Genomic DNA, 22,210 nt, shown 5'->3' with positions numbered 1-22,210 from the left:
CTCAATGCCCTTCGGGCCAGCGGCTGGTGAAGCCGAGCGGTTCGCCGGTCTCCAGCAGGCTCTTCAGGCTGGCCAGGATCCCGGGCCAGCCGTCCGACACCGCCTCGATCAGGGCCGGATCCGGCCCCTCGGCCCTGTGGGTCACGGTGAGCTTCACGACATCGTCCTGCGGCTCGAGGAGGTAGGTCAGGCGCGACGGGCCTGCGGCCCGCAGCTCCGACATGAACTCGTTGCGCCAGGACAGGACCAGCTTGCGCGGCGGGTCGATTTCCAGCACCTCGCCGGCATCCCCGATCCTTCCGTCGGGGATCATCAGCCGCCAGCCGGCCCCCTGCTCCCAGCGACAGTCCTGCCAGGTCTCCGCCCAGTAGCGGCACGTATCCTCAGGCGCGGTGAGGGCCCGCCACAGCCGCTCCGGCGTGGTGCGGATATAGGTGACATAGACGAATTCAGGTTTCGCCATCCCTCCCTCCTTCCAGTCGGACCTTCAGCGCCTGCAGCGCGTCCAGCCGCGGCCGCTCGTACTTGCCGATCCAGCGCGCGGCGATCTCCGCGATCGGCACCGGGTTCAGGTAGTGCAGTCGCTCCCGTCCCTGCCGGTGCACAGCGACCAGGTTCGCCGCCTCCAGGATCTTCAGATGCTTGGTCACGGCCTGGCGGCTCATCCCCAGGTCGGCACAGAGCCGGTGCAGGCTTTGTCCGTTCTCGGCGAACAGGCGGTCCAGCAGGCGCCTGCGGGTAGGGTCCGCCAGCGCCCTGAAGACCGAGTCCATCCCGTCCGCCATGGCCGATTATATGCAACCATTTGGTTGCATATCAAGGCAAAAAAAGGCGCCCGCCCCAAACGGGGGCGGGCGCCTGGCGGCTGCAGGTTGAGGCGCGCGCCGCTCTTGTCGTTTCTGTCGCCTGTACCGCCGCCCCTATTCGGCCGCTTGCTGCAGCTCCATCCGCGGCACCAGGTCCGGCGCCTTCTTGCGCAGGCGCGGGATCACCTCCTCGGCGAAGAGGGTCATGTTCTTCACCACCTTCCAGTGCGGCATGTTCCCCAGATGGGCGTTGAAGATGATGCGGCTGGACTGCGCCTCCTCCGACCAGCGGGCGATCGCCTCCGCCACCTTCTCCGGCGTGGAGGCGATGACCCGGAAATTGTCGGTCAGCGCGTCCATCGTCAGGTCGCCGTGCAGGTTCGGCGCCGACAGCCGCTTGCGCAGCTCCGGGATCGAGACATAGCCCGGCGGGTTCAGGTAGCGCGGCGTGGTGCGGAGGCCGTTCTTGAAGAAGAACATGATATGTTCCTCGAACTCCTCCACCGCCTTTTCCTCGGTCTCCGCGACATAGCACATGCACATGATCACCGCCTTGTCGCGGGTGAACTCATGGCCATGCTCTTTCGACTTCGCCCGCAGGTCGGCGAAGGCCTGGTTCTGCTTCGCCGTCGGCACGAAGACCGACGAATAGCCCATGCCCAGCTCTGCGGCGAGGTCGATCGTCTCCGGGCTGCCGGTGCCCACCAGGTAGAGCGGCGGATGCGGCTTCTGCATCGGCTGCGGCCAGGTGTTCAGGTAGCGGTAGGAATAGAAGTCGCCGTGGAATTCCGTTGGCCCGGGCTTGGTCCAGGCCTGCAGCAGGATGTCGATCGATTCCCGGAACCGCTTGCGTGCGGTCGCCGGGTTGATCGGGTTCACCCAGTATTCCATGCCGGTGCCCAGCGGCAGGGCGCATTCGAGCCGGCCGCCGGACATCACGTCCAGCATGGCGTATTCCTCCGCCACCCGGTGCGGATATTCCAGGTTCAGCGGCGTGCCGAAGACGCAGATCTTCGCCCGTGTGGTCTGCGGGATCAGCGCCGCGGCGATCAGGCTGGGCGCCGGCATCAGCGAATAGGCGGTGGAATGGTGCTCGTTCACCACCATCGCGTCGAAGCCCAGCTTGTCCGCCAGGACCATCTCCCGCAGATAGCGGTCGTAGAACGCCTTGCCCTTCGCAGGGTCGAACAGGGTGTTGGGAAAATCCACCCAGGTCGACGGATAGCTCTCATGGTCCGCCGGATAGTCGGCATAGGGCATGAAGTGGAAGAAGTAGAACTGCAGGTCTTCCGTCGAAGCCATCGGTTCCTCCTCGTACGTTGGATCGGGGCCCCGGGCCGCTTCAGCCGGCCAGGAAGGCGGCCACGTCGTCCACCGCCTGGCGCTTCTCGTCCAGCACCAGGTGGCCGGCCGCCGGGTAGCGCTTCACGTCGGCACCGGAGATCAGCTTCTGCCAGGCCGGCGCCTGGCCGACCGGGATGATCCTGTCCTCGTCGCCCCAGACCAGCAGGGTCGGCACGTTGATGCGGTGCAGCCATTTCGGCAGCTTGCTGTCGTGCGAGCGGTCCCACAAGAGCCGCGCCACCGAGGTCATCTCGCGATAGCCGCCGACGATGAAGTCGACATCCGGCTCCGCTGGCAGGTGCGGCTTGATCACCTCGAAATCGTGCACGAGCATCGCCGGCAGTTCCTCGCCCGGCACCGTGAACAGGTCGGTCGACGGCGCCTCCGGCACCTTCAGGCCGGCCGGGGCGACCAGCACCAGCTTCTTGATCCGGTGGCTGTGCTGGGTGGCGAACTTCGAGGCCATCCAGCCGCCCAGCGAGAAGCCGACCAGGTTGAACTTATCCAGCCCCAGCGCGTCGAACAGGTCCAGATAGTGCATGACATAGTCCTGCATCTGGTTGATCGACTCGTCGTCGCCGGATTCCCCGAAGCCCGGATGGAAGGGGATGATGACGCGGAACTTCTCCATCCACGGCTTGGCGAACTCCCAGCCGTGGAAGGTGCCGCCGCCGTGCAGGAAGACCAGCGGCTCGCCCTCGCCGCCGCTCAGCACCACCGACTTCACCCCGTTGATCGTGTATTCGTCACGCGAAAATTCAGCCATCGCGCGTTCTCCTCCCGCTGCTGGGCCCTGACGGGCCCTCGATACCGATTGTCGTCAAAACGTCCCTGGATGCGGCTCCGCCCGCGAAGCGCATCCGCCTGCCGCTATTCCGCGGCCTGCTGGTACTCGATCCGTGCCGCAAGGTCCGGCGCCTTCTTGCGCAGGCGCGGGATCACCTCTTCCGCGAACAGGGTCAGGTTCTTCACCGTCTTCCAATGCGGCATGTCGCCCAGATGGCCGTTGAAGATGATGCGGCTGGACTGTGCCTCCTCTGACCATTGCGCGATCGCTTCCGCCACCTTCTCGGGGGTGGAGGCGATGACCCGGAAATTGTCGGTCAGGGTCTCCCAGGTCATGTCGCCGTGCAGGTTCGGCGCGGTCAGGCGCTTGCGCAGCTCGGTGGTGGTGACATAGCCCGGCGGCATCAGGTAGCGCGGCGTGGTGCGGGCGCCGTGCTTGAAGAAGAACATGATATGTTCCTCGAACTCCGCGACCGCCTTCTCCTCCGTCTCCGCGACGTAGCACATGGCCATGATGACGGCCTTGTCGCGGGTGAATTCGTGGCCATGCTCTTTCGACTTCTTGCGCAGGTCGGCGAAGGCCTGGTTCTGCTTCGCCGTCGGCACGAAGACCGACGAATAGCCGAAGCCCAGCTCGGCGGCGAGGTCGATCGTCTCCGGGCTGCCGGTGCCCACCAGGTACAGCTTCGGATGCGGCTTCTGCATCGGCTGCGGCCAGGTGTTCAGGTAGCGGTAGGAGTAGAAGTCGCCGTGGAATTCCGTCGGGCCGGGCTGGGTCCAGGCCTGCAGCAGGATGTCGATCGATTCCCGGAACCGCTTGCGCGCCGTCGCCGGGTTGATCGGGTTCACCCAGTATTCCATGCCGGTGCCCAGCGGCAGGGCCGCTTCCAGGCGGCCGCCGGACATCACGTCCAGCATGGCATATTCCTCCGCCACCCGGTGCGGATATTCCAGGTTCAGCGGCGTGCCGAAGACGCAGATCTTCGCGCGGCTGGTCTGCGGGATCAGCGCCGCGGCGATCAGGCTGGGCGCCGGCATCAGCGAGTAGGCGGACGAATGGTGCTCGTTCACCACCATGCCGTCGAAGCCCAGCTTGTCCGCCAGGACGAGCTCGCGGAGGTAGCGGTCGTAGAAGGACTTGCCCTTCGCCGGGTCGAACAGGGTGTTGGGGAAGTCCACCCAGGTCGACGGATACTTTTCATGGTCTTCCGGATAGTCGGAATACGGCATGAAATGCATGAAATAAAATTGGAGATCTTCTGTCGAAGACATGGTTTCCTCCTTGGCTGGGCCCTGCGCCGCCGTTATCCTTCCACCTGCCAAGAGCCGTGCCCATGGCGGTGTTGATGTTCGCGATGCGAACTTTTGTTCGGTTGTCGGAACATTATGTCACCGCCGGCCGGTGATAAGTCAAGATCTTACCGGAGATCGGCATTCTGGATACCGGATTGACCCGGAAGGCCGTCCTCCGTAAGCTGAAATTGTGCGCAGTCCGCACGTTTGTTCGCAAATAAGGCATTCGCCGGCAAATCCGGCGGTAGGGAGGTGCCCAAGATGATCCGCAAGACAATTGCGGCTGCCGCACTGGCTGCGGCGGCCCTCGGTGCAACTGCGGCGGTGGCCCAGGATGCGCCGGAATCGATCCGCATCGGCTATGCGATCGCGCTGTCCGGGCCCTACGCGCCGGGTGCGGAATCCACCACCTGGTCGCAGTACAAGCTCTGGCAGGACCAGGTGAACGCCGATGGCGGCATCTACCTGTCGAAGTACGATAAGAAGGTGCCGGTCGAGCTGATCGCCTATGACGACCGCAGCCAGATCGAGGAGGCGATCCGCCTCACCGAGAAGCTGATCCTGGACGACGAGGTCGACCTGGTGCTGCCGCCCTGGGGCACCACGACGAACATGGCCGTCGCGCCGATCCTGAACAAGTACAAGTACCCGGCCCTGCACTGGACCTCCGGCTCCGACACTGTGAAGAAGTTCGGTGAGCGCTGGCCCTATTCCTTCTGGCCGCTGGTGCATCCGACCGAGGCGGTGACCCCGATCGCGGAGTTCCTGAAGCAGAAGAAGGATGCCGGCGAGATCAAGGGCCGCATCGCGATCATGAGCATCGCCGACCAGCTGGGCACCGAGCTCAACAACGCGATGACCAAGATCGCCGGCGAGCAGGGCCTGGAGATCGTCTACAACAAGACCTACCCGCTGGGCGTCTCCGACCTGTCGGCGCAGATCAACGAGATGAAGGAGCTGGACCCCGACGCCTTCTTCGGCTTCAGCTATCCGACCGACACCTTCATGCTGACCGAGCAGTCGATCGTCCTCGGCTTCAACCCGAAGCTGTTCTATACCGCGATCGGCACGCCGTTCCCGGCGTACAAGGCGAAGTTCGGCGACAAGGTGCAGGGCGTGATGGGCTATGGCGGCCTGAACCCCGACGTGCCCGGCCATGCCGAGTACCAGAAGGCGCACATGGCCATGTTCAACCGCCCGGCCGAGGCCGGCGCGGCCGGCAACTACGCCACCCTGCAGATCCTGCAGAAGGCGATCGAGGAGGCCGGCGAGATCGATCGCGAGGCGATCCGCGACAATATCGCCAAGGGCACCTTCCAGACGGTGGTCGGCGAGTTCCAGTTCGAGAACCAGCTGACCGTGGACCCCTGGGCCGCCGCCCAATGGCAAGACGGCACCTTCGTCGGCGTCTTCCCGAAGAGCCGCGACGGCGCCCGCGAGATGGTGTTCCCGAAGCCGAACTGGTGAGCCCGGCCATCGGCTGAGGAAGCGCGGCCCGCGATGCGGAGGCAGCTCCGCCCGCAGGCCGCGCGACCGGCCCCTGCCGTGCTGCCGGCCCGCGCCGCCATGCCGCCACCGCCCCACTTGTTCCGTCCGGTCGCCTGCCGGCCCGCCGCCTGAAAGGCCGAACCTGCCATGATCGTCTTCGAGGTCCTGCTGAACGGCATCGTGCTGGGGGGCATGTACGCCCTGCTGGCCTTCGGCCTGAACCTGCAATACGGCGTCGCGCGGATCATGAACCTGTCCTATGGCGAGTTCCTGATGACTGCCGCCTTCGGCGCCTTCTGGTTCTTCACCCTCTATTCCATCGATCCGCTGCTGAGCATGATTGTCAGCGTGCCGCTCTCCTTCGCCGCGAACTGGATCATCTACAAGGTGATCCTGACCCCGCTGGTGCGCCGCGCGCCGAGCCGCGACGCGCTGGAGGCGGACACCATCCTGGTGACCTTCGGCCTCTTGTTCGTGATCCAGGGCACGGCGCTGCTGCAATGGGGCGGCGAGTATCGCGGCTATACCTACCTGGCGATCCCGGTCGACATCCTGGGCGCCACCATCGCGGCGAACCGGCTGCTGGCCTTCGGCGTCGCCTGCGTGATCGGCGTCGGTGCCTATCTGGTGCTGAAATATACCCGTGTCGGCACCGCCCTGCGGGCGCTGGCGATCGACCCGGTCGCCGCCCAGCTGGTCGGCGTGAACGTGCCGCGCCTGTCGGGCCTGGCCTTCGCCTCCGGCGGCGCGATGATGGCGGCCGCCGGCGTGCTGGTCTCCATGTTCCTGTCCTTCAACCCCTCGGTCGGCGTGCTCTACACCCTGAAGGCGCTGATCGTGGTGATCATGGGCGGAGTCGGGTCGATGATCGGCAGCCTGGCCGCCGGCCTGCTGCTGGGCCTGGCGGAGGGCTTCGGCGCCTGGCTGGTCGATCCCGGCCTGACCCTGGCGATCAACTTCGCGATCTTCCTGGCGATCCTGCTGCTGCGGCCGAAGGGCCTGTTCGCCCGTGCCTGAGATCGCCCCCGCCCGGACATCGGCCATGTCCCTCAACCCGAAGCAGATCGCCGGGCTGGTCCTGCTGGTGGCCGGCATCGCGGTGCTGGCCTGCGTGCCGTTCCTGGTCGGCCGCTACCTGGTCTCGCTGTTCATCTCGATGCTGGCCTTCTCGGTCCTGACCATGGCCTGGTCGGCCTTTTCCGGACCGACCCGCTACATCTCGCTGGCGACATCGGCCTTCTACGGGGTCGGCATCTACTGCGTGGCGATCTTCAACGAGAGTATGCCGCTGCCGCTGATCCTGGTGCTGGCGGCCCTGGTCTCCTTCGGCCTGGCGCTGCTGATCGGCCTCTCGACCCTGCGGCTCTCCGGCATCTATTTCGTGATCTTCACCTTCGGCCTGGCGGAGCTGACCCGGCAGCTGATGACCTGGTACGAGATCAACCAGACCAAGTCGCTGTCGCGCTACATCTTCGCCACCGTGGACAGCCACGACATCTACTGGATGCTGCTGGTGCTGGCGGTCGCCACCCTGTTCCTGACCTGGTTGCTGCAGCGCTCCCGCCTGGGCTTCGCGCTGCGGGTGGTGGGCGAGGACGAGACCGTCGCCCGCCATTCCGGCATCAACACCACCTGGATCAAGGTGCTGATCTTCGCCTTCACCTCGATGCTGATGGGGCTGACCGGGGCCATCGTCTCGCTGCGCTGGACCTATGTGGACCCGAACGTGGCGTTCAACTCCTTCGTCTCGTTCCAGGTGCTGATCATGGCGCTGCTGGGCGGCATCGGCCGCCTGCACGGGCCGATCCTCGGCGTGGTGCCGCTGGTCCTGCTGTCGGAATACCTGTCGGGCAGCTTCCCCTACCACTTCACCATCGTGCTGGGGATCTGCTTCATCATCATCGTCTTCTACATGCCGACCGGGGTCGCCGGCCTGCTGGACCGGCTGTTCGCCCGCCTGGGCTGGAGGACGGTCGCATGAATGCAACGATGCTGCTGGAGGTGGACGGGCTGTCGAAGCGCTTCGGCGGCCTGCAGGCGGTGAACCAGGTCGGCTTCGGCATCGAAGAGGGCCAGATCTACGGCCTGATCGGGCCGAACGGCTCCGGCAAGACCACGGTGATGAACCTGCTGACCGGCGAACTGCCGGCCGACAGCGGCACCGCCCGCCTGGCCGGCGACAACCTGATCGGCCGCAAGCCGCACGAGATCAACCGCCGCCGGGTCGCCCGCACCTTCCAGCTGGTCCGCGTGCTGGGCGGCATGTCGGTGCGCGAGAACGTCATGCTGGGCCGCCTCTACGGCGCCGAGCCCACGGGCAAGGGCGCCGCGATGCAGGATGCGGAGCAGCTGATCGAGGAGGTCGGCCTGGGCAACCTGGCCGAACAGCCCGCCGGGCAGCTGACCTATATCGACCAGAAGCGGCTGGAGCTGGCGCGCGCGCTGGCCACCCGGCCGCGGCTGCTGCTGCTGGACGAATGGCTGGCCGGCCTGAACCCGACCGAGCTGCAGGTCGGCATGCAGCTGATCGAGAGCATCCGCGACCGCGGCGTGACGGTGCTGATGGTGGAGCATGTGATGCATGCGATCCGCCGGCTCTGCGACCGGGTCGTGGTGATGAACGCCGGCAACCGCATCGCCGAGGGCCTGCCGGAAGAGGTTCTCGCCGATCCCGAAGTCGTGCGCGCCTATCTGGGCGAGGAGGAGGCGGCCGATGCCTGAGATCAGTCATGCTTGAGGTGCGCGACGTCAGGGTCTTCTACGGCAAGCATGCCGCCCTGCAAGGTGTCTCGCTGGAGGTCCGCCGCGGCGAGACGGTGGTGATCCTGGGCGCCAACGGCGCCGGCAAGACCACCCTGCTGAACACGGTTTCCGGCCTGATCCGGGCAGAAGGCGGCAGCCATATCGCCTTCGGCGGCGCGACCATCCACGACCGCCCGGCGCCGCAGATCGTGGAGGCCGGCATTTCCCTGGTGCCGGAGGGGCGGCGCATCTTCGGCGACCTGACGGTGCAGGAGAATCTGCGCCTGGGCGGCTATCCGAAGCGCGCCCGCGCCCGCGAGCAGCAGAACCTGGACCATGTCCTGTCGCTGTTCCCGCGCCTGGCGGAACGGCGCAGCCAGGCCGCCCGCACCATGTCGGGCGGCGAGCAGCAGATGCTGGCGATCGGCCGCGCCCTGATGGCGGAGCCGGAGCTGATCCTGCTGGACGAACCGTCCATCGGCCTCTCGCCGCGCCTGACCAAGGAGCTGTTCGGCGCGCTGGCCGGCCTGCGCGACGACACCCGCTCGATCCTGCTGGTGGAACAGAACGCCCATGCCAGCCTGGCGATCGCCGACCGCGCCTACCTGCTGGAGAACGGCCATATCGTCCGCGGCGGCGACGCGAAGGAACTGCGCAACGACCCCGCCGTGCAGCGCGCCTATCTGGGGCTGGAATAGGCTTTCGGTTCAGCCTTCATCGCCCTGGCCGACGACACACGTGGCGGGAAGGATCATTCGAAGCGCAGCGGCGGTTCGCCGCCAGCCTCTCCGTCGCCCTCGGCCTCTGAGCCGAGGGCCCATTCCGCCGGCCAGGCCGCAATGAGTCCGGAATGGGTCCACAGACGAGGTCTGTGGACGGCTCAAGGCCTGGAAGGACGCGGGAGGTGGACGCGCCGCCCCCATTGCCCCTGTCACCCCCCTGCGCGACACTGCCGCCGCAACCGAAGCGGGAGGGACGGCGATGAAGGTCGAAGGCGGCTGCTATTGCGGCCAGGTGCGCTACGAGGCGGAACTGCAGCCCCTGCTGAAGCTGCAATGCCATTGCCGGGAATGCCAGTACATCACCGGCGGCGGCCCGAACTTCACCATGGGCGTGCCGAAGGACGGCTTCCGCTACACGAAGGGGGCGCCGAAGAGCTTCACGCGCGACGATCTGGAGATCGCGGTCACCCGGCAGTTCTGCGGCAATTGCGGCACGCATCTCGCCACCGTCACGCCGCGCCGGCCGGAGATGGTGCTGCTGAAGGTCGGCAGCCTGGACGATCCTGCCGTCTTCGAGGGGCCGCAGGCGGCGATCTTCACCATCGACATGCAGCCCTTCCACATGATCCGCGACGGCTTGCCGAGCTTCGAGCGGCGGCCGGGATAAGGCGCACGCCTCCGTTGGCCAGTGCCGGCAACCGTCCCGTCACACCGACCCTCAATCGGCCGCCGCGACGGTCATGCCCTGGACCTGCGCAAGGAAAGCGTCGTTCAGCTTCTTCGCCGTCGCGTTGAAGCCGGGCAAAGCGGCGGCGACATCGGCCTCGATGCGCGGCACGGCGCCGGCGCCGAACAGGTCTTCCAGCGCCTTCTTATAGGCGGGGATGCCGGCCCATTCTCCGACCGTGTCGGCGGTCACCTCGACGTGGAACTGCAGCCCCCAGGCGGCGCGGCCGAAGCGGAACGCCTGCACCGGGCAGGGCCCGCTTTCCGCAAGCGCGACGGCGCCGGCGGGCAGGGCGTGAACCCCGGCGGTGTGCCACTGGAAGACCGCCATCTCCGCCGGCTGCGCGGCCAGCAGCGGGTCGGCCCGGCCGGCCTCGGTCAGCCGCACCCGGTCCAGCCCGACCTCGCCCGGCGGCATCGGCCCGACATGGCCGCCCAGGGCGGCGGCCAGCATCTGGTGGCCCAGGCAGATGCCCAAGAACGGGCGGTCCTGTTCGCCGACCCAGCGGCGCAGCAGGGCCTTCTCCGCCGCGATCCAGGGATGGGCCTCCTCCTCCCAGACATCCATCGGCCCGCCCATCGAGACGATGGCGGCATAGCGGGCGGTATCCGCCGGCAGCGGCTCCCCCGCATCGAGTTCCACCGCGTCCCAGGCGATCCCGGCCGCGCGCCAGAAGTCGCGCAGCATGCCCGGATGCTCTACCGGGTGGTGCTGTAGCACCAGGAAGCGCATGGCCGCCCTCGCCGTCAGCGGATGCGGCGCCGCCGCGGCCGCCGGTCCGGCGGGGCGCTGGCCTGCATCGCGGCGGCCAGGAAGGCCGCCAGCCGATCCAGATAGGCATGGTCGGCGCGTCCGCCACCGGCCACCAGCCGCCAGTAGAGGGTGCCGCAGAGGCTGTCGGTGACCAGGTCGATGTCGATGCCTGCGCCCAGTTCGCCACGGGCGGCGGCACGATGGGCCAGGGTGGCGCTGCGCATCCGCGCCACAATCCGCAGCCGTTCCGACAGGGCAGAGCTGAGCGCCGGGCTGCGCTGCAGTTCGGCATGCAGGTCGGGCAGGATGCGCCGGACCAGCGGATGACGCAGCAGGCGCCGCAGCGCCTGCAGGACGGCGCGCAGGTCGCCTTGCAGCGAACCGGTGTCGGGTGCCATCACCAGGTCGATGCCCAGGCTTTCCACCCGCTCCACCACCATCGCCGCCTTCGACGGCCAGCGCCGCATCAGGGTGGCCCGGGTCGTCCCTGCACGCCGGGCGACAGCCTCCAGGCTGAGCGCGGCATAGCCGGTGCGGGCCCATTCCTCGAACAGGGCGTGGGTCAGTGCTGCGGACAGGGCCGCAGCCGGATCCGGCTGCGGTGACAGAAGCCCGCCCGGCAGCGGCCGGCCTTCCGAGCGGGCGCCGGCCAGACCTTCGCCAGCCGGATCCTTGTCCGTGGATTTCGCGTCGGCGGGATCCTCTCCCGTCGGCTCTTCTCCCGTCGGTCCCTCTCCCGTGGGTTCGGCACCGGGTCGCCTGCGCTCCATCGCCTACCTCCGCTGCCGGCCCGGGGATGATCGTTCCACCGCAGGCGCCGCGCCGTCAATGCGCATCGCTGACCGCGAGCGGCAAAGCTGCGATACTCGCCCCGTCATGACAGCGACGATCCTGCGGCAGGACAGCGAAACCGGCGGCTGGGAGGCCGTGCTCGGCAGCCCCGATCCGCGCCTGGCCGGCATCGTCGCCGGCAACTACCACGGCTGGACCGAAACGGCCGCGGCGCCCGTGCTGCGGCGGGAGGTGCCGAAGGCCGCGGTGCCGCTGATCCTGAATTTCGGCCCGGCCTTCCAGGTCACCTCACCCGCCGACCGAGGCCTGGCCGAGACGGCGCCGGCCCTGCACCCGTACCGCTCCTTCCTGGCCGGCATGACCGCCCTGCCCGCGCTGACCCTGGCGGAGACCTACAGCCATTGCCTGCAGGTGAACCTGACCCCCTTGGGCGCCTACCGGGTGCTGGGGCTGGGAATGCACGTGCTGACCGACCGGGTGGTGGAACTGGCGGACATCCTGGGGCCCGAAGCCGACCTGTTGGTCGAGGAACTGGCCGGCGCCAACGGCTGGGCGCGGCGCTTCCGGCTGCTGGATGCGGCGCTGCTGGCCCGCATGGACGGGCATCGCCCGCCGACCGCCGATATCGCCCACGCGCTGGCGCGGCTGGAACGGAGCGGCGGCAGCCTGCCGATCGGCGCCCTGGCGGCGGAACTCGACATCAGCCGCCGGCGGCTGATCGACCGCTTCCACGAACAGGTCGGCCTGACGCCGAAGGCCCTGGCGCGGATCCTGCGCTTCAACCACGCGGTCGGCCGCCTCACCCTGCCCGGCGCCGCGCCGGACCTCGCCGACATCGCCCTGGCCTGCGGCTATTACGACCAGGCGCATTTCAACCGCGAGTTCCGCGCCCTGGCCGGCGTCACGCCACGCACCTTCCTGGCCGAGGGCGGCACCATCCATGAGCTGGGGGCTTTCGGCGAACTCGCTGAATAGGCCAGCGTCCCGGGGACTGGTCGTTCCCGCCCTTGAGGCGGGAACCCATTCCGCCAGCCATGCAGTGCCGCCCGGTTTGCGGAATGGACCCCGGCTTAAGGCCGGGGTGACGGCTGGGGGTAGATCGGACGGAGGGACCTGGACCCTGCCGCGCCCTCAGCCGTACAGACCGATATCGGCGGCGAAGCCGCGCCAGCCGCCATAACGGGTGATGTCCTGCGCCGCGCCCAGGCCGGCCGGCTCCGCAATGAAGCCCTTGGCCTGGCTGCCATCGTCCAGGTCCACCGTGCCGATGCCCAGCGGCGGCGCGATGGCGGCGACGAAGGTGCCGAAGGCGGCGGGACTGAGGCGCCAGACCTCGCCCTCGATGCCGTCGCCGCAGGGGCCGTCGGTGCGCACGAGGCCCGGCCGCGCGACCTTCTGGCCGGCCAGGGCGTAGAGCCGGTAGCTGGGCGCGGTGCGCACGGTCCGCGCGAAACTGGCGCCCAGCCGCCGCAGCTCGCCGTTCAGCGGCATGCCGGAAAGATGGGCGCCGAACACCACCAGCTCGATCTGCTCTCCCGCCGCAGGGTCGGCACCGGCCGGGATCGCCCCGTCGGGCTGCGCCCAGTCGGTGCCGCCCAGGGTGCAGCCACCGGCCCGGTGAATGTCGCGCGCCAGCCCCGCGCAGAGTGCATCCTGACCCGCCGGCGCCAGCAGGGTCAGGCTGAAGGGCCGGCCATCGGCGCGGCTGCCCGCCGGCACCGCCATGCCGCACATGTCCAGCAGGTTGACGAAGTTGGTGTAGGTGCCGAGCCGGCTGTTGGTGGCGATCGGCTCGGCCTCCACCTCCGCCACAGTGTAGTGGGTCGGCGCCGTGGGCAGGCAGAGCAGGTCGACGGAGGCCAGCACCGGCGCCAGCTTCGCCCTGTAGCCCTGCAGGGCATAGAGCCCCTTGAAGGCATCGACGGCGGAGAGCTTGCGGGCGCCGCCGATGATCGTGCGGGTCACCGGGTGCAGCGCATCCTCATGGTCGGCGATGAAGCCGTCGATGGCGGCATAGCGTTCCGCCACCCAGGCGCCCTCGTACAGCAGGTCGGCCGTGGCGTAGAAGTCGGCGAAGGGCAGTTCCACGACCCGGCAGCCCAGGCCGGCGAGGGCCTCCAGCGCCGCCGCATAGCACGCGCCCATGTCACCGTCGCCGAAGAACCTCTGGTCAGCCGGCGCGGGCACGCCGACGGTCAGCGCCGCCGGCCGGGCCGGTGCCGCCGGCACCGCGACCGACTTCGAATAGGGGTCGGCCGGGTCGGCGGCCGCCATCGCGGCGAAGGCGGCCCAGGCATCGTCCACCGTCAGCGCGAAGACGGAGACGCAGTCCAGGGTGCGACAGGCCGGCACCACGCCGGCGGCGGAAATCGCCCCGACCGTCGGCTTCAGCCCGACGATATTGTTCAGCCCGGCCGGGATGCGGCCGGAGCCGGCGGTGTCGGTGCCCAGCGCGAAGCTGGCGATGCCGCGCGCCACGGCGACCGCGGAGCCGGAGGAGGAGCCGCCCGGCACCAGTGCCGGGTCGACCGCGTTGCGCGGGATCGGATAGGGGCTGCGCAGGCCGACCAGGCCGGTGGCGAACTGGTCCAGGTTGGTCTTGCCCAGCACCAGCGCGCCGGCGGCGCGCAGCCGCGCCACGGCTGTCGAATCCCGCTCCGGCAGATAGGCATAGTCCGGGCAGGCGGCCGTGGTCGGCATGCCCGCCACGTCGATATTGTCCTTCACCGCGCAGGGGATCCCCCAGAGCGGCATCGCCGCCAGCCGGGCCGGATCGAAGCCGCCCAGCGCGTCGGCCTGGGCCAGCAGCGCGTCGCGGTCGGCCAGGTGGATGAAGATGCCCGGATCGTCGGCGGCCGCCAGGCGCGCCAGCGCCGTCTCCACCACCTGGCGCGGGGTCAGGCCGCCAGCATAGGCGTCGTGCAGGCTGCCGATATCGAAAGGCAGGTCGGTCATCCTTCGTCTCCCCCGCAACGGTTTGTCATTCTTCGTCACCGAGAATCTCTACGGGCCGGTCCCACTGGATCAGCACCACGCAGCCCTCGTCGGACCAGACCTCATGGGACGTGCCCGGCCGGTTGATCACCACGCTGCCCTTCGCATAGGTGCCATGGGCGTCGCTCTGTGCGCCGTCCAGCACCACGATCGTCTCCAGCCCGGCATGGCGGTGCCGCGGCACCCGTGCGCCCGCCGCATAGCGCAGCAGGGCCACCGACGGCTCGCCGCCCGTGCCGCGCTCCAGCCAGTGGATCTCCACCCGGTCACGGAACGGCTCGAACGCCAGGCTGCGCCAGCCGCCCTCGGCCAGGTCCGGCCAGACCAGGTCCCTTGCCCCTTCAGTCATCGCCGCCTCCCTGCAGTCCCGCCAGGATCGTGTCGGTGGCCGCGGTCCAGCCGACGATGGCGCCCTGCGCCCGGATCATCTCCAGGGTCGCCGCCTTGAACGCCGGGAAGTAGCTTTCCGTCGCGTCTTCCGCCAGCAGGCAGTCGAAGCCGCGGTCATTGGCCTCCCGCATCGTCGTCTGCACGCAGACCTCGGTCGTGACCCCGGCGAAGACCAGCTGCCGGATGCCCAGCCGCGCCAGTTCATCCGACAGCGGGGTGGCGTAGAAGGCGCCCTTGCCCGGCTTCTCGATCACCACCTCGCCGGGCAGCGGCGCCAGTTCCGGCAGGATCGCGGTGCCCGGCTCGCCGGCGACCAGGATGCGGCCCATCGGCCCGGCATCGCCGATGCGCAGGGACGGCTTGCCCCGCAGCCGCTTCGCCGGCGGACAGTCGGACAGGTCGGGCCGGTGGCATTCCATGGTGTGGATCACGGGCATACCCGCGGCGCGGCAGCCCGCGATCAGCCGCTTCACTGTCGGCACGATCGCCGCCACGCGGGAAACGTCGTTGCCCAGGCTTTCCCCGAAGCCGCCCGGTTCGGTGAAGTCGCGCTGCATGTCGATGACGATCAGCGCGACCGCCCCGGGTTCGAACGCGAAGGGAAAGGGCTGCGCCGGGATCTCCGGCATCAGCGCATCCTCACGGCAGGACCGCCAGCAGGTCGGCGGATGTCGCCACCGCGCCGAACACGCCGCCCTGCATCGTCACCATCTTCAGCGCGGCCAGGTGGTTGCCATGGTCGGTGGCGCCGCAGCAGTCCGACAGGATCACGCATTCGAAGCCGCGATCGTTAGCCTCGCGCATCGTGGTATGGACGCAGACATCGGTGGTGATGCCGGTCAGCACGATGTTGCGCACAGCCCGCTGGTTCAGCATCAGCTCCAGGTCGGTGGCGCAGAACGAGCCCTTGCCGGGCTTGTCGATCACCGGTTCGCCGGGCAGCGGCGCCAGTTCGGGGATGATCTCCCAGCCCGGCTCGCCGCGCACCAGGATGCGGCCGCAGGGGCCCGGATCGCCGATGCCGGCATTGATCCGGCGCGACCGCCAGCGCTTGTTCGCCGGCAGGTCGGCCAGGTCGGTGCGGTGCCCTTCGCGGGTGTGGAAGATGTGGTAGCCCTTCGCCCGCATCGCGGCCAGCACCGCCTTGATCGGCGCGATCGGCGCCCGCACCAGCGACAGGTCGTAGCCCATGGAATCGACATAGCCGCCGGGACCGCAGAAGTCGGTCTGCATGTCGATCACGATCAGCGCCGTATTGTCCGGCCGCAGATCGCCGTCATAGGGCCAGGGATAGGGGTCGGCCGCGATCACGGTGCCCCCGGCCGCCGCAACGCCTTCCGGCGCGATCTCGCTCTGTACCGTCACAACCCCCTCCTTGCCCTGCTATGCCATCCGCTATTCGGCCGCGTCGCCCAGCTTATCGCCGAACCGGCGGACCGGCCGGTCGATGCCGAACCCGGTGCCGTCGGTAACCTGCACCTCCGCCTCTCAGGGCAGGCGGTAGCGGCCCGCCGCCAGGTCGGTCATGTAGCTGTAGGGGCAGTCCTGCGCCCCGCCGGCCACGGCGGAGAAGCCGCGATGGCCGAACTGGTAGATGTTGTTCTCCATCCCCCAGCCGCGCCGCGCCTCGCGCACCAGGTCGGGCCGCACCTCGGCGCTGACGATCTCGCCCGGATTGCCGCCGGTGGCATGGGTGACGATCGTGCCGTCGAAATTGCAGACCATTGCTTCCCCCATGGAATCGGCGGAGCCGTCGGTACCGGCCAGGCAGACGCTGGCCGTCACCATCAGGTTGCAGAAGGCGTTGGCCTGGTTGGTGAACCGCCAGGGCTCGCGCACGCAGGCGCCATAGCCGGCGGTGCGCAACAGGATCTCCGCCCCCTTGTAGGCGGCTTCCCGCGCCATTTCCGGGAACATGCCGTCATGGCAGATGATCAGCGCCAGCTTGGCCCCGTTCGGCCCGTCGATCACCGGGATGCCCTGGTCGCCCGGCTCCCAGGGCTCGATCGGCACCCAGGGATGCATCTTTCGGTAATAGAGCTTCGCCTCGCCCTGATCGTCGATGACGATGCCGACATTGAACGGCTTGCCGTGCGGGTTGCGCTCCATGATCGAGAAGCAGCCCCAGATCCGGTGCTCGATGCAGGCGCGGCGGAACACCGCCACCTCCGGCCCGTCCAGGTCGGAGGTGACCCCGTCATGGGTCTCCAGCGACATGCCGTGCAGCGCATATTCCGGGAACACCACCAGGTCCATGGTCGACAGGCCGCGCCGCGCCTTGCCGACATAGCCGGCGATCACCTCCGCCTGCCGGGCGAGATCCTCGCGGTCGCGGATCACCGGGGTGTTGATCTGAACGAGGCCGATCACCACCCCGTTCTCGCTCCTGTTCCAGCCGCCCAGTCCGTTCATCGCCGGCCCCTCCTCTGTCCTGGCATCGGATGCCACACCGGGGCGTCGCGGTCGCTGCCCGCACGGGCAGGGCCGCCGGCGCGGCCGGTCGCGGCAGGGATGGTCAGGCTTGGTCTGGCGGTACGCATGGGATCGGCGGACAGGCTTTCCAAATCGTATACAATTTTGTATGCAATCTGTATGCCAGTGAAATCGCTGGAAAAATCGGCGATTTCGCAATCCGAATGCCGTCGCCCGCAAGCGTCTGACCGGTGCCCCGCCCGGAACTATGCACAAAAACTGATCATGTTGCACATCTGCACATCGCATCGGCAGTCCAGGGCGATGGCCCGGAATGCGGTGCCGCGGCCTGCCGGCTTCCGCCGACAGGCCTTTCCCGCAGGCGAAGCCGGCGTTAATCAGGACAGGGTGACCCGCCGGGCAGGGGTTGCCGGGACGACGGGCAGCGACAGGTGAGCAGGCGGCACAGCATGGCGAAGCAACCGCAGGTCGAAGAGGGCGAGGTCCGCGCGGCGGAAGCCGCAGGCCGGACCGGCCCTGGCCGGGACCCCGGCCCGCGCGACCTCGTCCGCACCGGCACGACGGTGGACGAGATGGTGCGCAGCCTGGCCGACCAGATCGTCACCGGGCGCCTGCCGCCAGGGATCCGCCTGGACGAGGCGGGCCTGGCCGCCCGCTTCGAGGTGTCCCGCACCCCGGTGCGCGAGGCGCTGGGCCAGCTCGGCGCGATGAAGCTGGTCGACCGCCGCCCCAACCGCGGCGCCGTGGTGGCGGTGCTGAGCCAGGACCGCCTGGCCGCGATGTTCGAGGGCATGGCCGAGCTGGAGGGGATCTGCGCCCGTTTCGCCGCGGAGCGGATGAATGCGGCGGAGCGGCGGGCGCTGGAGGAGGCGCACCAGGCCTCCGCGAAGTTCGTCCATGACGGCGCGGAAGAGGCCTACGAGACGCACAACACCGCCTTCCACTCCGCCCTCTATGCCGGCTCCCACAACGAGCATATCGGCGAGATGGCGACCCTGACCCGCGATCGCCTGGCGCCGTTCCGGCGCGCGCAGTTCCGCCTGGCCGGCCGGCTGCTGAAGTCCTGGGCCGAGCATGACGCCATCGTCGCCGCGATCATGCGCGGCGACGGCGCCGCGGCCGAGGCGGCGGCCAAGGGCCATGTCGACACGGTGGGCGAGGCCAGCGCGGTCTTCGCCTCCGGCCAGGACTGACGGGCCGCGGCATCTCCGCTTGCCGGTGCCGCGGCGCCGGCGCAGGATCGCCGGCGCAGCAGCAGGGAGCAGCGGGACATGCCCGACCTGGTGATCGACGGTCGCAGGACCGACCTGGGCGGCGGCTTTGCCGTCAACCGGATCCTGCCCTTCCGAACGCGCCGGATGGTCGGCCCCTTCATCTTCCTGGACCATGCCGGGCCGCTGGACCTGCCGCCGCCGGCGCGCCGCAAGGCCGATGTCCGGCCGCATCCGCATATCGGGCTGTCGACCGTCAGCTACCTGTTCAGCGGCCGCATGACCCATCGCGACAGCCTGGGCGTGACACAGGAGATCGCGCCCGGCGCGGTGAACTGGATGACCGCCGGCCGCGGCATTGCCCATTCGGAACGTTTCGACGGCGCCGCCGACGGCGACCCGCCGATGGAGGCGGTGCAGAGCTGGGTCGCCCTGCCGGAAGCGGCGGAGGAGAGCGCACCGGCCTTCGACACCTATCCGGCCGACACCTTGCCGGTGGCCGAGGAAGCCGGCACCTGGCTGCGGGTGATCGCCGGTGCGGCCTTCGGCCTGTCGAGCCCGGTACGTACCCATTCGCCGCTGTTCTACGCGCATGCCAGGCTGCGCACCGGTGCCGCGACCGGCCTGCCGGAGGGCCATGAGGAGCGCGCCGCCTTCATCGCCCACGGCACGGCGGAGGTCGACGGTCAGCCCTTCACTGCCGGCCAGCTGCTGGTCTTCGCAGCGCATGAGGCGCCGACCATCCGGGCGACGACGGATGCCACGGTGATGCTGCTGGGCGGGGCGCCGCTGGGCGAGCGCTTCATCTGGTGGAACTTCGTCTCCTCCCGCCGCGACCGGATCGAGCAGGCGAAGGCGGACTGGACCGAGGGCCGCATCGCCCTGCCGCCGCACGACCGCGACGAATGGGTGCCGCTGCCGCCGGACCACCGGAAGAAGCCGCCCGCCGCGGAGCCGCTGTCGTAGGGAGGGCGCGGCACCGCCCGCGGCTATTCCCGGAGCAGGTCCCGCTCGCAGTCCGCGATCGCGGCGAGCGCGCGCTCCCGGTCGCCCAGTTCGTGCGCCAGCATCAGGGCGAGCTTCGCCAGGAACAGCGGCGCCTGCGCCTCGCCCACCCGATCGATCGCCATCGCCAGTTCCTCATAGACCGGCTCCAGCTCCGCAAAGGGCATCGTCATTGCTCCACCTCCGCAATGTCGAGCAGCCGCGCCAGGCAGGACGCCACGGCTGCCGGTTCCGCCTGCCGCCAGCGGCCGGCGATGTACATGTCCGGCCGCACCAGCCAGGCGCTGCCCGGCCCGGCGGCGAAGCGGGCGGCGATGCGGCCGTCCGGATCGTGCAGCGCATCCGGCATCGCGCCGCCGATGCACAGCAGGCGCAGGTCCGGATCGCGCGCCCGAAGCGGCCGGAGCATCGCCTCCGCCGCCGCGGCACCTGCGGAGAAAAGCAGCAGCGTGAAGCCGGGCCCCAGCCGGTCGCTGAGGAAGCCGCCCGCGGCCAGCCGCAGGTTCGGCAGCACGCTCCCGGGCGCCGGGCCGGCGCCGTCGAAGGCCGGATCGTCGTCCGCGGTCAGCGGGCTGGCGGCATAGGTATAGGGCGCCATCTGCCGCGGATTGGCGAAGGGCCGCGCGAAGTCGTGGCGCAGCGCCAGCCCCAGCGCGGCATCCCGCATCAGGCGCCAGCCCCGGGTCGGCGGCGTCATGAAGCGTGTGCTCTTCGTGGCATTGGCGAAGACGTCCAGGGTGGCGTCGCGGCGCTCCGGCGTGTAGCTGGCCAGCAGGCCCTCGCCCGCGCCGCCGGCGACCACGCGGCCCAGCTTCCAGCCGATATCGGCGGCATCGGCGATGCCGTTGTTCAGGCCGCGCACGCCGAAGATCGGCACGATATGGGCGGCATCGCCCAGGAAGAACACCCGGCCGTCGCGATAGTCCGCCAGCGCCAGGGTGTTGGCGGCATAGACGCTCCACCATTCCAGTTCCCAGGTGCCGCGATGGCCGATCTCCCCCAGGATCGCGGCGACCCGGTCGCGCACCACCTCCTCCCGGGTCGCTTCCTCCGCGCTCTCGCCCTCGGGCAGTTGGTAGTCGATGCGCCAGATGTCCTCGGGCTGGCGATGCACCAGCACGGTGGAACCGGGATTGCAGGCCGGATCGAACAGCGCGCGGCGGATCGTCGGATAGTCATGCGCCATGCGGACATCCGCGATGACGTAGCGGCCTTCGAAATTCTCGCCCTGCAGGCGCAGGTTCCGCATGCCGCGCACCGGGCTGCGCGCGCCATCGGCGGCAAGCAGCCAGTCGGCCGTCACCGCATAGCTGCCGGCCGGGTCGCGGACCTCCAGGGTCACGCCGCCATCCCGGTCGGCAATCCCGGCCACCTCGCTCTGCCAGCGGATCTCCACCAGCGGCGAGGCCGAAGCCGCCTGCCACAGGAAGCGCTCGATATACTGCTGCTGCAGGTTGTACATCGGCCGGAACTTCTCATCCGGCCCGTCCGGCATCTCGAATTCCAGCACCTGCCGCCCGCGATAGAAGCTGCGCCCGGTGGTCCAGGGCAGCGCCTTCTCCAGGAACGGCGCCAGCGCGCCCAGCCGCTCCAGGATGTGGAAGCTCTGCCGGGCGATGCAGATCGCCCGGCTGCCGTCGTTGAAGGTGGCCTTGCGCTCCAGCAGCAGGCTCGGCACCCCTTCCGCCGCCAGGGCCAAAGCGGCCGTCAGCCCGACCGGCCCGGCGCCGACGATCGCCACCCGCCGCCGCGGCTCCGCTGCGGGCCGGTCCGGCGGTTCGAAATGCGGATACTCGAAATAGAGCGAGTCCAGCTCGCCGCGACCTGCCGGCCTCATCGTTCCGTCTCCTCCCCCGCATTCTGTCATCCCGCCGCCTGCGGGCCGACGCTTTACAGATAGCCTCTTTCCGCGTCCTGATCTGTCCCATGGAAAAGGGGACAGACGCTGCGAGCCGGGCGCGCTCCGGCGAGGCTCTGGCCGGCGCCGTCGCGGAACATCTGGCCGTGGCCATGGGAGAGGCCGGCACCGAGGAGTTTGCCGCCCCCTTCCTCGACGCCGCGCAGACATTGGGCGCGGTGCAATGCATGGTGTTCGCCTACGACAGCGACCGGGCGCGCTGCCTGCTGGCGCGCAACTTCGTGGCCGGCGCCAAGGGCAGGCAGCGCGCCCTCGCCTATCTGGATGGCTGGTACCGGCAGGATCCGCTCTATCGCGCGGCGCTGGCCGTGAACCACCGCCACAGCCATGTGCTCCGCTTCGCGGAGATCCGCGACCGCATGGGCGCCGAGTATCGCGCCCTGTTCTACGATTCCCTCGACCTGGGCGGGAAGACGGCCATCCTCGTTGCCCGCGGCGCGCTGCGCATTGCGCTGAACCTCTACCATCAGCGACCGGATGGCCCGACGGGCTGGGAACCGAACCTGCATCGACGCCTCTGCGCCCTGGCGGGCCAGGTCGCCGCGGCGCATTTCGCCGCCGGCAGCGGCCCCTCCTGGCCGGCACCGCTGGCCGTGCTGACGGAGCGGGAGCGCGCGGTCTGCCAGGGAATCCTGGCCGGCCGCAAGGCGGAGACGATCGCCGGCGACCTCGGCATCGCCCCGTCGAGCGTGGCGACGTACCGAAGGCGCGCCTACGAAAAGCTGGGCATTTCCTCCCGCGCCGCCCTGTTCGCCCTCTGCCGGAGCTGACGCGGAGCGGGCGCGGCAATCGGGCGGCCCGGCCCT

Annotated in this window: 24 protein-coding genes; 10 read left to right on the top strand and 14 right to left on the bottom strand. The window is 69.3% G+C overall.

Annotation, left to right across the window (positions count from 1 at the left end):
• Window position 1 precedes the first annotated feature (1 nt).
• From ACFOGJ_RS25800 to ACFOGJ_RS25780, 5 genes are all read right to left on the bottom strand, one after another.
• Entirely contained in the window at window positions 2-463 is a 462-nt protein-coding gene (locus ACFOGJ_RS25800; RefSeq protein WP_379906096.1) for an SRPBCC family protein, read from the bottom strand.
• Entirely contained in the window at window positions 450-773 is a 324-nt protein-coding gene (locus ACFOGJ_RS25795) for an ArsR/SmtB family transcription factor (protein WP_379906094.1), read from the bottom strand. The genes ACFOGJ_RS25800 and ACFOGJ_RS25795 overlap by 14 nt, the downstream gene beginning before the upstream one ends.
• Window positions 774-920: 147 nt before the next feature.
• The gene (locus ACFOGJ_RS25790; RefSeq protein WP_379906092.1) at window positions 921-2,108 is read right to left on the bottom strand and encodes an LLM class flavin-dependent oxidoreductase; all 1,188 of its coding nucleotides are present in this window, start codon (window positions 2,106-2,108) and stop codon (window positions 921-923) included.
• Window positions 2,109-2,148: 40 nt separating this feature from the next.
• The gene (locus ACFOGJ_RS25785) at window positions 2,149-2,916 is read right to left on the bottom strand and encodes an alpha/beta fold hydrolase (RefSeq protein WP_379906089.1); all 768 of its coding nucleotides are present in this window, start codon (window positions 2,914-2,916) and stop codon (window positions 2,149-2,151) included.
• A 104-nt stretch (window positions 2,917-3,020) separates the two neighbouring features.
• On the bottom strand, window positions 3,021-4,208 hold the full coding sequence (locus ACFOGJ_RS25780) for an LLM class flavin-dependent oxidoreductase (protein WP_379906087.1): 1,188 nt from the start codon (window positions 4,206-4,208) through the stop codon (window positions 3,021-3,023).
• Window positions 4,209-4,490: 282 nt separating this feature from the next.
• Here ACFOGJ_RS25780 and ACFOGJ_RS25775 point away from each other — a divergent pair, with 282 nt between their 5' ends.
• The 6 genes from ACFOGJ_RS25775 to ACFOGJ_RS25750 all read left to right on the top strand — a co-directional run bounded on the left by ACFOGJ_RS25775 (window position 4,491) and on the right by ACFOGJ_RS25750 (window position 9,848).
• Window positions 4,491-5,696, top strand: a complete 1,206-nt coding sequence (locus ACFOGJ_RS25775; RefSeq protein WP_379906085.1) for an amino acid ABC transporter substrate-binding protein — start codon at window positions 4,491-4,493, stop codon at window positions 5,694-5,696.
• A gap of 168 nt (window positions 5,697-5,864) precedes the next feature.
• Window positions 5,865-6,734 carry a branched-chain amino acid ABC transporter permease gene (locus ACFOGJ_RS25770; RefSeq protein WP_379906083.1) on the top strand — a complete coding sequence of 290 codons (870 nt, stop codon included), beginning with the start codon at window positions 5,865-5,867 and terminating at the stop codon, window positions 6,732-6,734.
• Window positions 6,735-6,759: 25 nt separating this feature from the next.
• Window positions 6,760-7,698: a branched-chain amino acid ABC transporter permease gene (locus tag ACFOGJ_RS25765; protein WP_379906081.1), complete on the top strand. Its 939-nt coding sequence runs from the start codon at window positions 6,760-6,762 to the stop codon at window positions 7,696-7,698.
• The gene (locus ACFOGJ_RS25760; RefSeq protein WP_379906079.1) at window positions 7,695-8,438 is read left to right on the top strand and encodes an ABC transporter ATP-binding protein; all 744 of its coding nucleotides are present in this window, start codon (window positions 7,695-7,697) and stop codon (window positions 8,436-8,438) included. The genes ACFOGJ_RS25765 and ACFOGJ_RS25760 overlap by 4 nt, the downstream gene beginning before the upstream one ends.
• Window positions 8,439-8,446: 8 nt before the next feature.
• Window positions 8,447-9,157, top strand: a complete 711-nt coding sequence (locus tag ACFOGJ_RS25755) for an ABC transporter ATP-binding protein (protein ID WP_379906077.1) — start codon at window positions 8,447-8,449, stop codon at window positions 9,155-9,157.
• A gap of 283 nt (window positions 9,158-9,440) precedes the next feature.
• Complete coding sequence (locus ACFOGJ_RS25750; protein WP_379906075.1) at window positions 9,441-9,848, top strand: GFA family protein; 408 nt, start codon at window positions 9,441-9,443, stop codon at window positions 9,846-9,848.
• Between the two features lie 51 nt (window positions 9,849-9,899).
• On the opposite strand, the gene ACFOGJ_RS25745 is transcribed toward ACFOGJ_RS25750, so the two are convergent.
• Together ACFOGJ_RS25745 and ACFOGJ_RS25740 are read right to left on the bottom strand one after the other, a co-directional pair.
• Window positions 9,900-10,640, bottom strand: a complete 741-nt coding sequence (locus tag ACFOGJ_RS25745; RefSeq protein ID WP_379906073.1) for a type 1 glutamine amidotransferase — start codon at window positions 10,638-10,640, stop codon at window positions 9,900-9,902.
• A 14-nt stretch (window positions 10,641-10,654) separates the two neighbouring features.
• Window positions 10,655-11,431: a TetR/AcrR family transcriptional regulator gene (locus tag ACFOGJ_RS25740; protein WP_379906071.1), complete on the bottom strand. Its 777-nt coding sequence runs from the start codon at window positions 11,429-11,431 to the stop codon at window positions 10,655-10,657.
• A gap of 106 nt (window positions 11,432-11,537) precedes the next feature.
• On the opposite strand from ACFOGJ_RS25740, the gene ACFOGJ_RS25735 reads away from it, so the two are divergent.
• The gene (locus ACFOGJ_RS25735; RefSeq protein ID WP_379906069.1) at window positions 11,538-12,428 is read left to right on the top strand and encodes an AraC family transcriptional regulator; all 891 of its coding nucleotides are present in this window, start codon (window positions 11,538-11,540) and stop codon (window positions 12,426-12,428) included.
• Between the two features lie 156 nt (window positions 12,429-12,584).
• Here the strand turns inward: ACFOGJ_RS25735 and atzF are convergent, their stop codons facing one another.
• From atzF to ACFOGJ_RS25710, 5 genes are all read right to left on the bottom strand, one after another.
• Complete coding sequence (gene atzF, locus ACFOGJ_RS25730; RefSeq protein WP_379906067.1) at window positions 12,585-14,408, bottom strand: allophanate hydrolase; 1,824 nt, start codon at window positions 14,406-14,408, stop codon at window positions 12,585-12,587.
• Between the two features lie 25 nt (window positions 14,409-14,433).
• On the bottom strand, window positions 14,434-14,796 hold the full coding sequence (locus ACFOGJ_RS25725; RefSeq protein WP_379906065.1) for a cupin domain-containing protein: 363 nt from the start codon (window positions 14,794-14,796) through the stop codon (window positions 14,434-14,436).
• The gene (locus ACFOGJ_RS25720; RefSeq protein ID WP_379906062.1) at window positions 14,789-15,466 is read right to left on the bottom strand and encodes a cysteine hydrolase family protein; all 678 of its coding nucleotides are present in this window, start codon (window positions 15,464-15,466) and stop codon (window positions 14,789-14,791) included. Before ACFOGJ_RS25720 ends, ACFOGJ_RS25725 begins: the two co-directional genes overlap by 8 nt.
• Before the next feature lie 10 nt (window positions 15,467-15,476).
• Window positions 15,477-16,202: a biuret amidohydrolase gene (gene biuH / locus ACFOGJ_RS25715; protein ID WP_379906060.1), complete on the bottom strand. Its 726-nt coding sequence runs from the start codon at window positions 16,200-16,202 to the stop codon at window positions 15,477-15,479.
• Window positions 16,203-16,325: 123 nt separating this feature from the next.
• Entirely contained in the window at window positions 16,326-17,249 is a 924-nt protein-coding gene (locus ACFOGJ_RS25710) for a formamidase (protein ID WP_379906058.1), read from the bottom strand.
• 470 nt (window positions 17,250-17,719) lie between these two features.
• Between ACFOGJ_RS25710 and ACFOGJ_RS25705 the strand changes: the two genes are divergently transcribed.
• Together ACFOGJ_RS25705 and ACFOGJ_RS25700 are read left to right on the top strand one after the other, a co-directional pair.
• Window positions 17,720-18,463, top strand: coding sequence for a GntR family transcriptional regulator (locus tag ACFOGJ_RS25705; RefSeq protein WP_379906056.1), 744 nt, complete (start codon window positions 17,720-17,722; stop codon window positions 18,461-18,463).
• Window positions 18,464-18,541: 78 nt separating this feature from the next.
• On the top strand, window positions 18,542-19,447 hold the full coding sequence (locus ACFOGJ_RS25700; protein ID WP_379906054.1) for a pirin family protein: 906 nt from the start codon (window positions 18,542-18,544) through the stop codon (window positions 19,445-19,447).
• A gap of 23 nt (window positions 19,448-19,470) precedes the next feature.
• Here ACFOGJ_RS25700 and ACFOGJ_RS25695 read toward each other — a convergent pair whose 3' ends face one another.
• Together ACFOGJ_RS25695 and ACFOGJ_RS25690 are read right to left on the bottom strand one after the other, a co-directional pair.
• On the bottom strand, window positions 19,471-19,659 hold the full coding sequence (locus tag ACFOGJ_RS25695; RefSeq protein WP_379906052.1) for a hypothetical protein: 189 nt from the start codon (window positions 19,657-19,659) through the stop codon (window positions 19,471-19,473).
• Window positions 19,656-21,323 (bottom strand): FAD-dependent monooxygenase, encoded by a 1,668-nt coding sequence (locus ACFOGJ_RS25690; RefSeq protein WP_379906050.1) that lies wholly within the window; start codon window positions 21,321-21,323, stop codon window positions 19,656-19,658. The genes ACFOGJ_RS25695 and ACFOGJ_RS25690 overlap by 4 nt, the downstream gene beginning before the upstream one ends.
• Window positions 21,324-21,412: 89 nt before the next feature.
• On the opposite strand from ACFOGJ_RS25690, the gene ACFOGJ_RS25685 reads away from it, so the two are divergent.
• Window positions 21,413-22,174: a helix-turn-helix transcriptional regulator gene (locus ACFOGJ_RS25685; RefSeq protein WP_379906048.1), complete on the top strand. Its 762-nt coding sequence runs from the start codon at window positions 21,413-21,415 to the stop codon at window positions 22,172-22,174.
• Window positions 22,175-22,210 lie beyond the last annotated feature (36 nt).

This window comes from Marinibaculum pumilum (genome assembly GCF_042646425.1).
GTDB classification, from domain to species: domain Bacteria; phylum Pseudomonadota; class Alphaproteobacteria; order Ferrovibrionales; family Ferrovibrionaceae; genus Marinibaculum; species Marinibaculum pumilum.
This window is presented reverse-complemented; position numbering and strand designations above follow the sequence as displayed.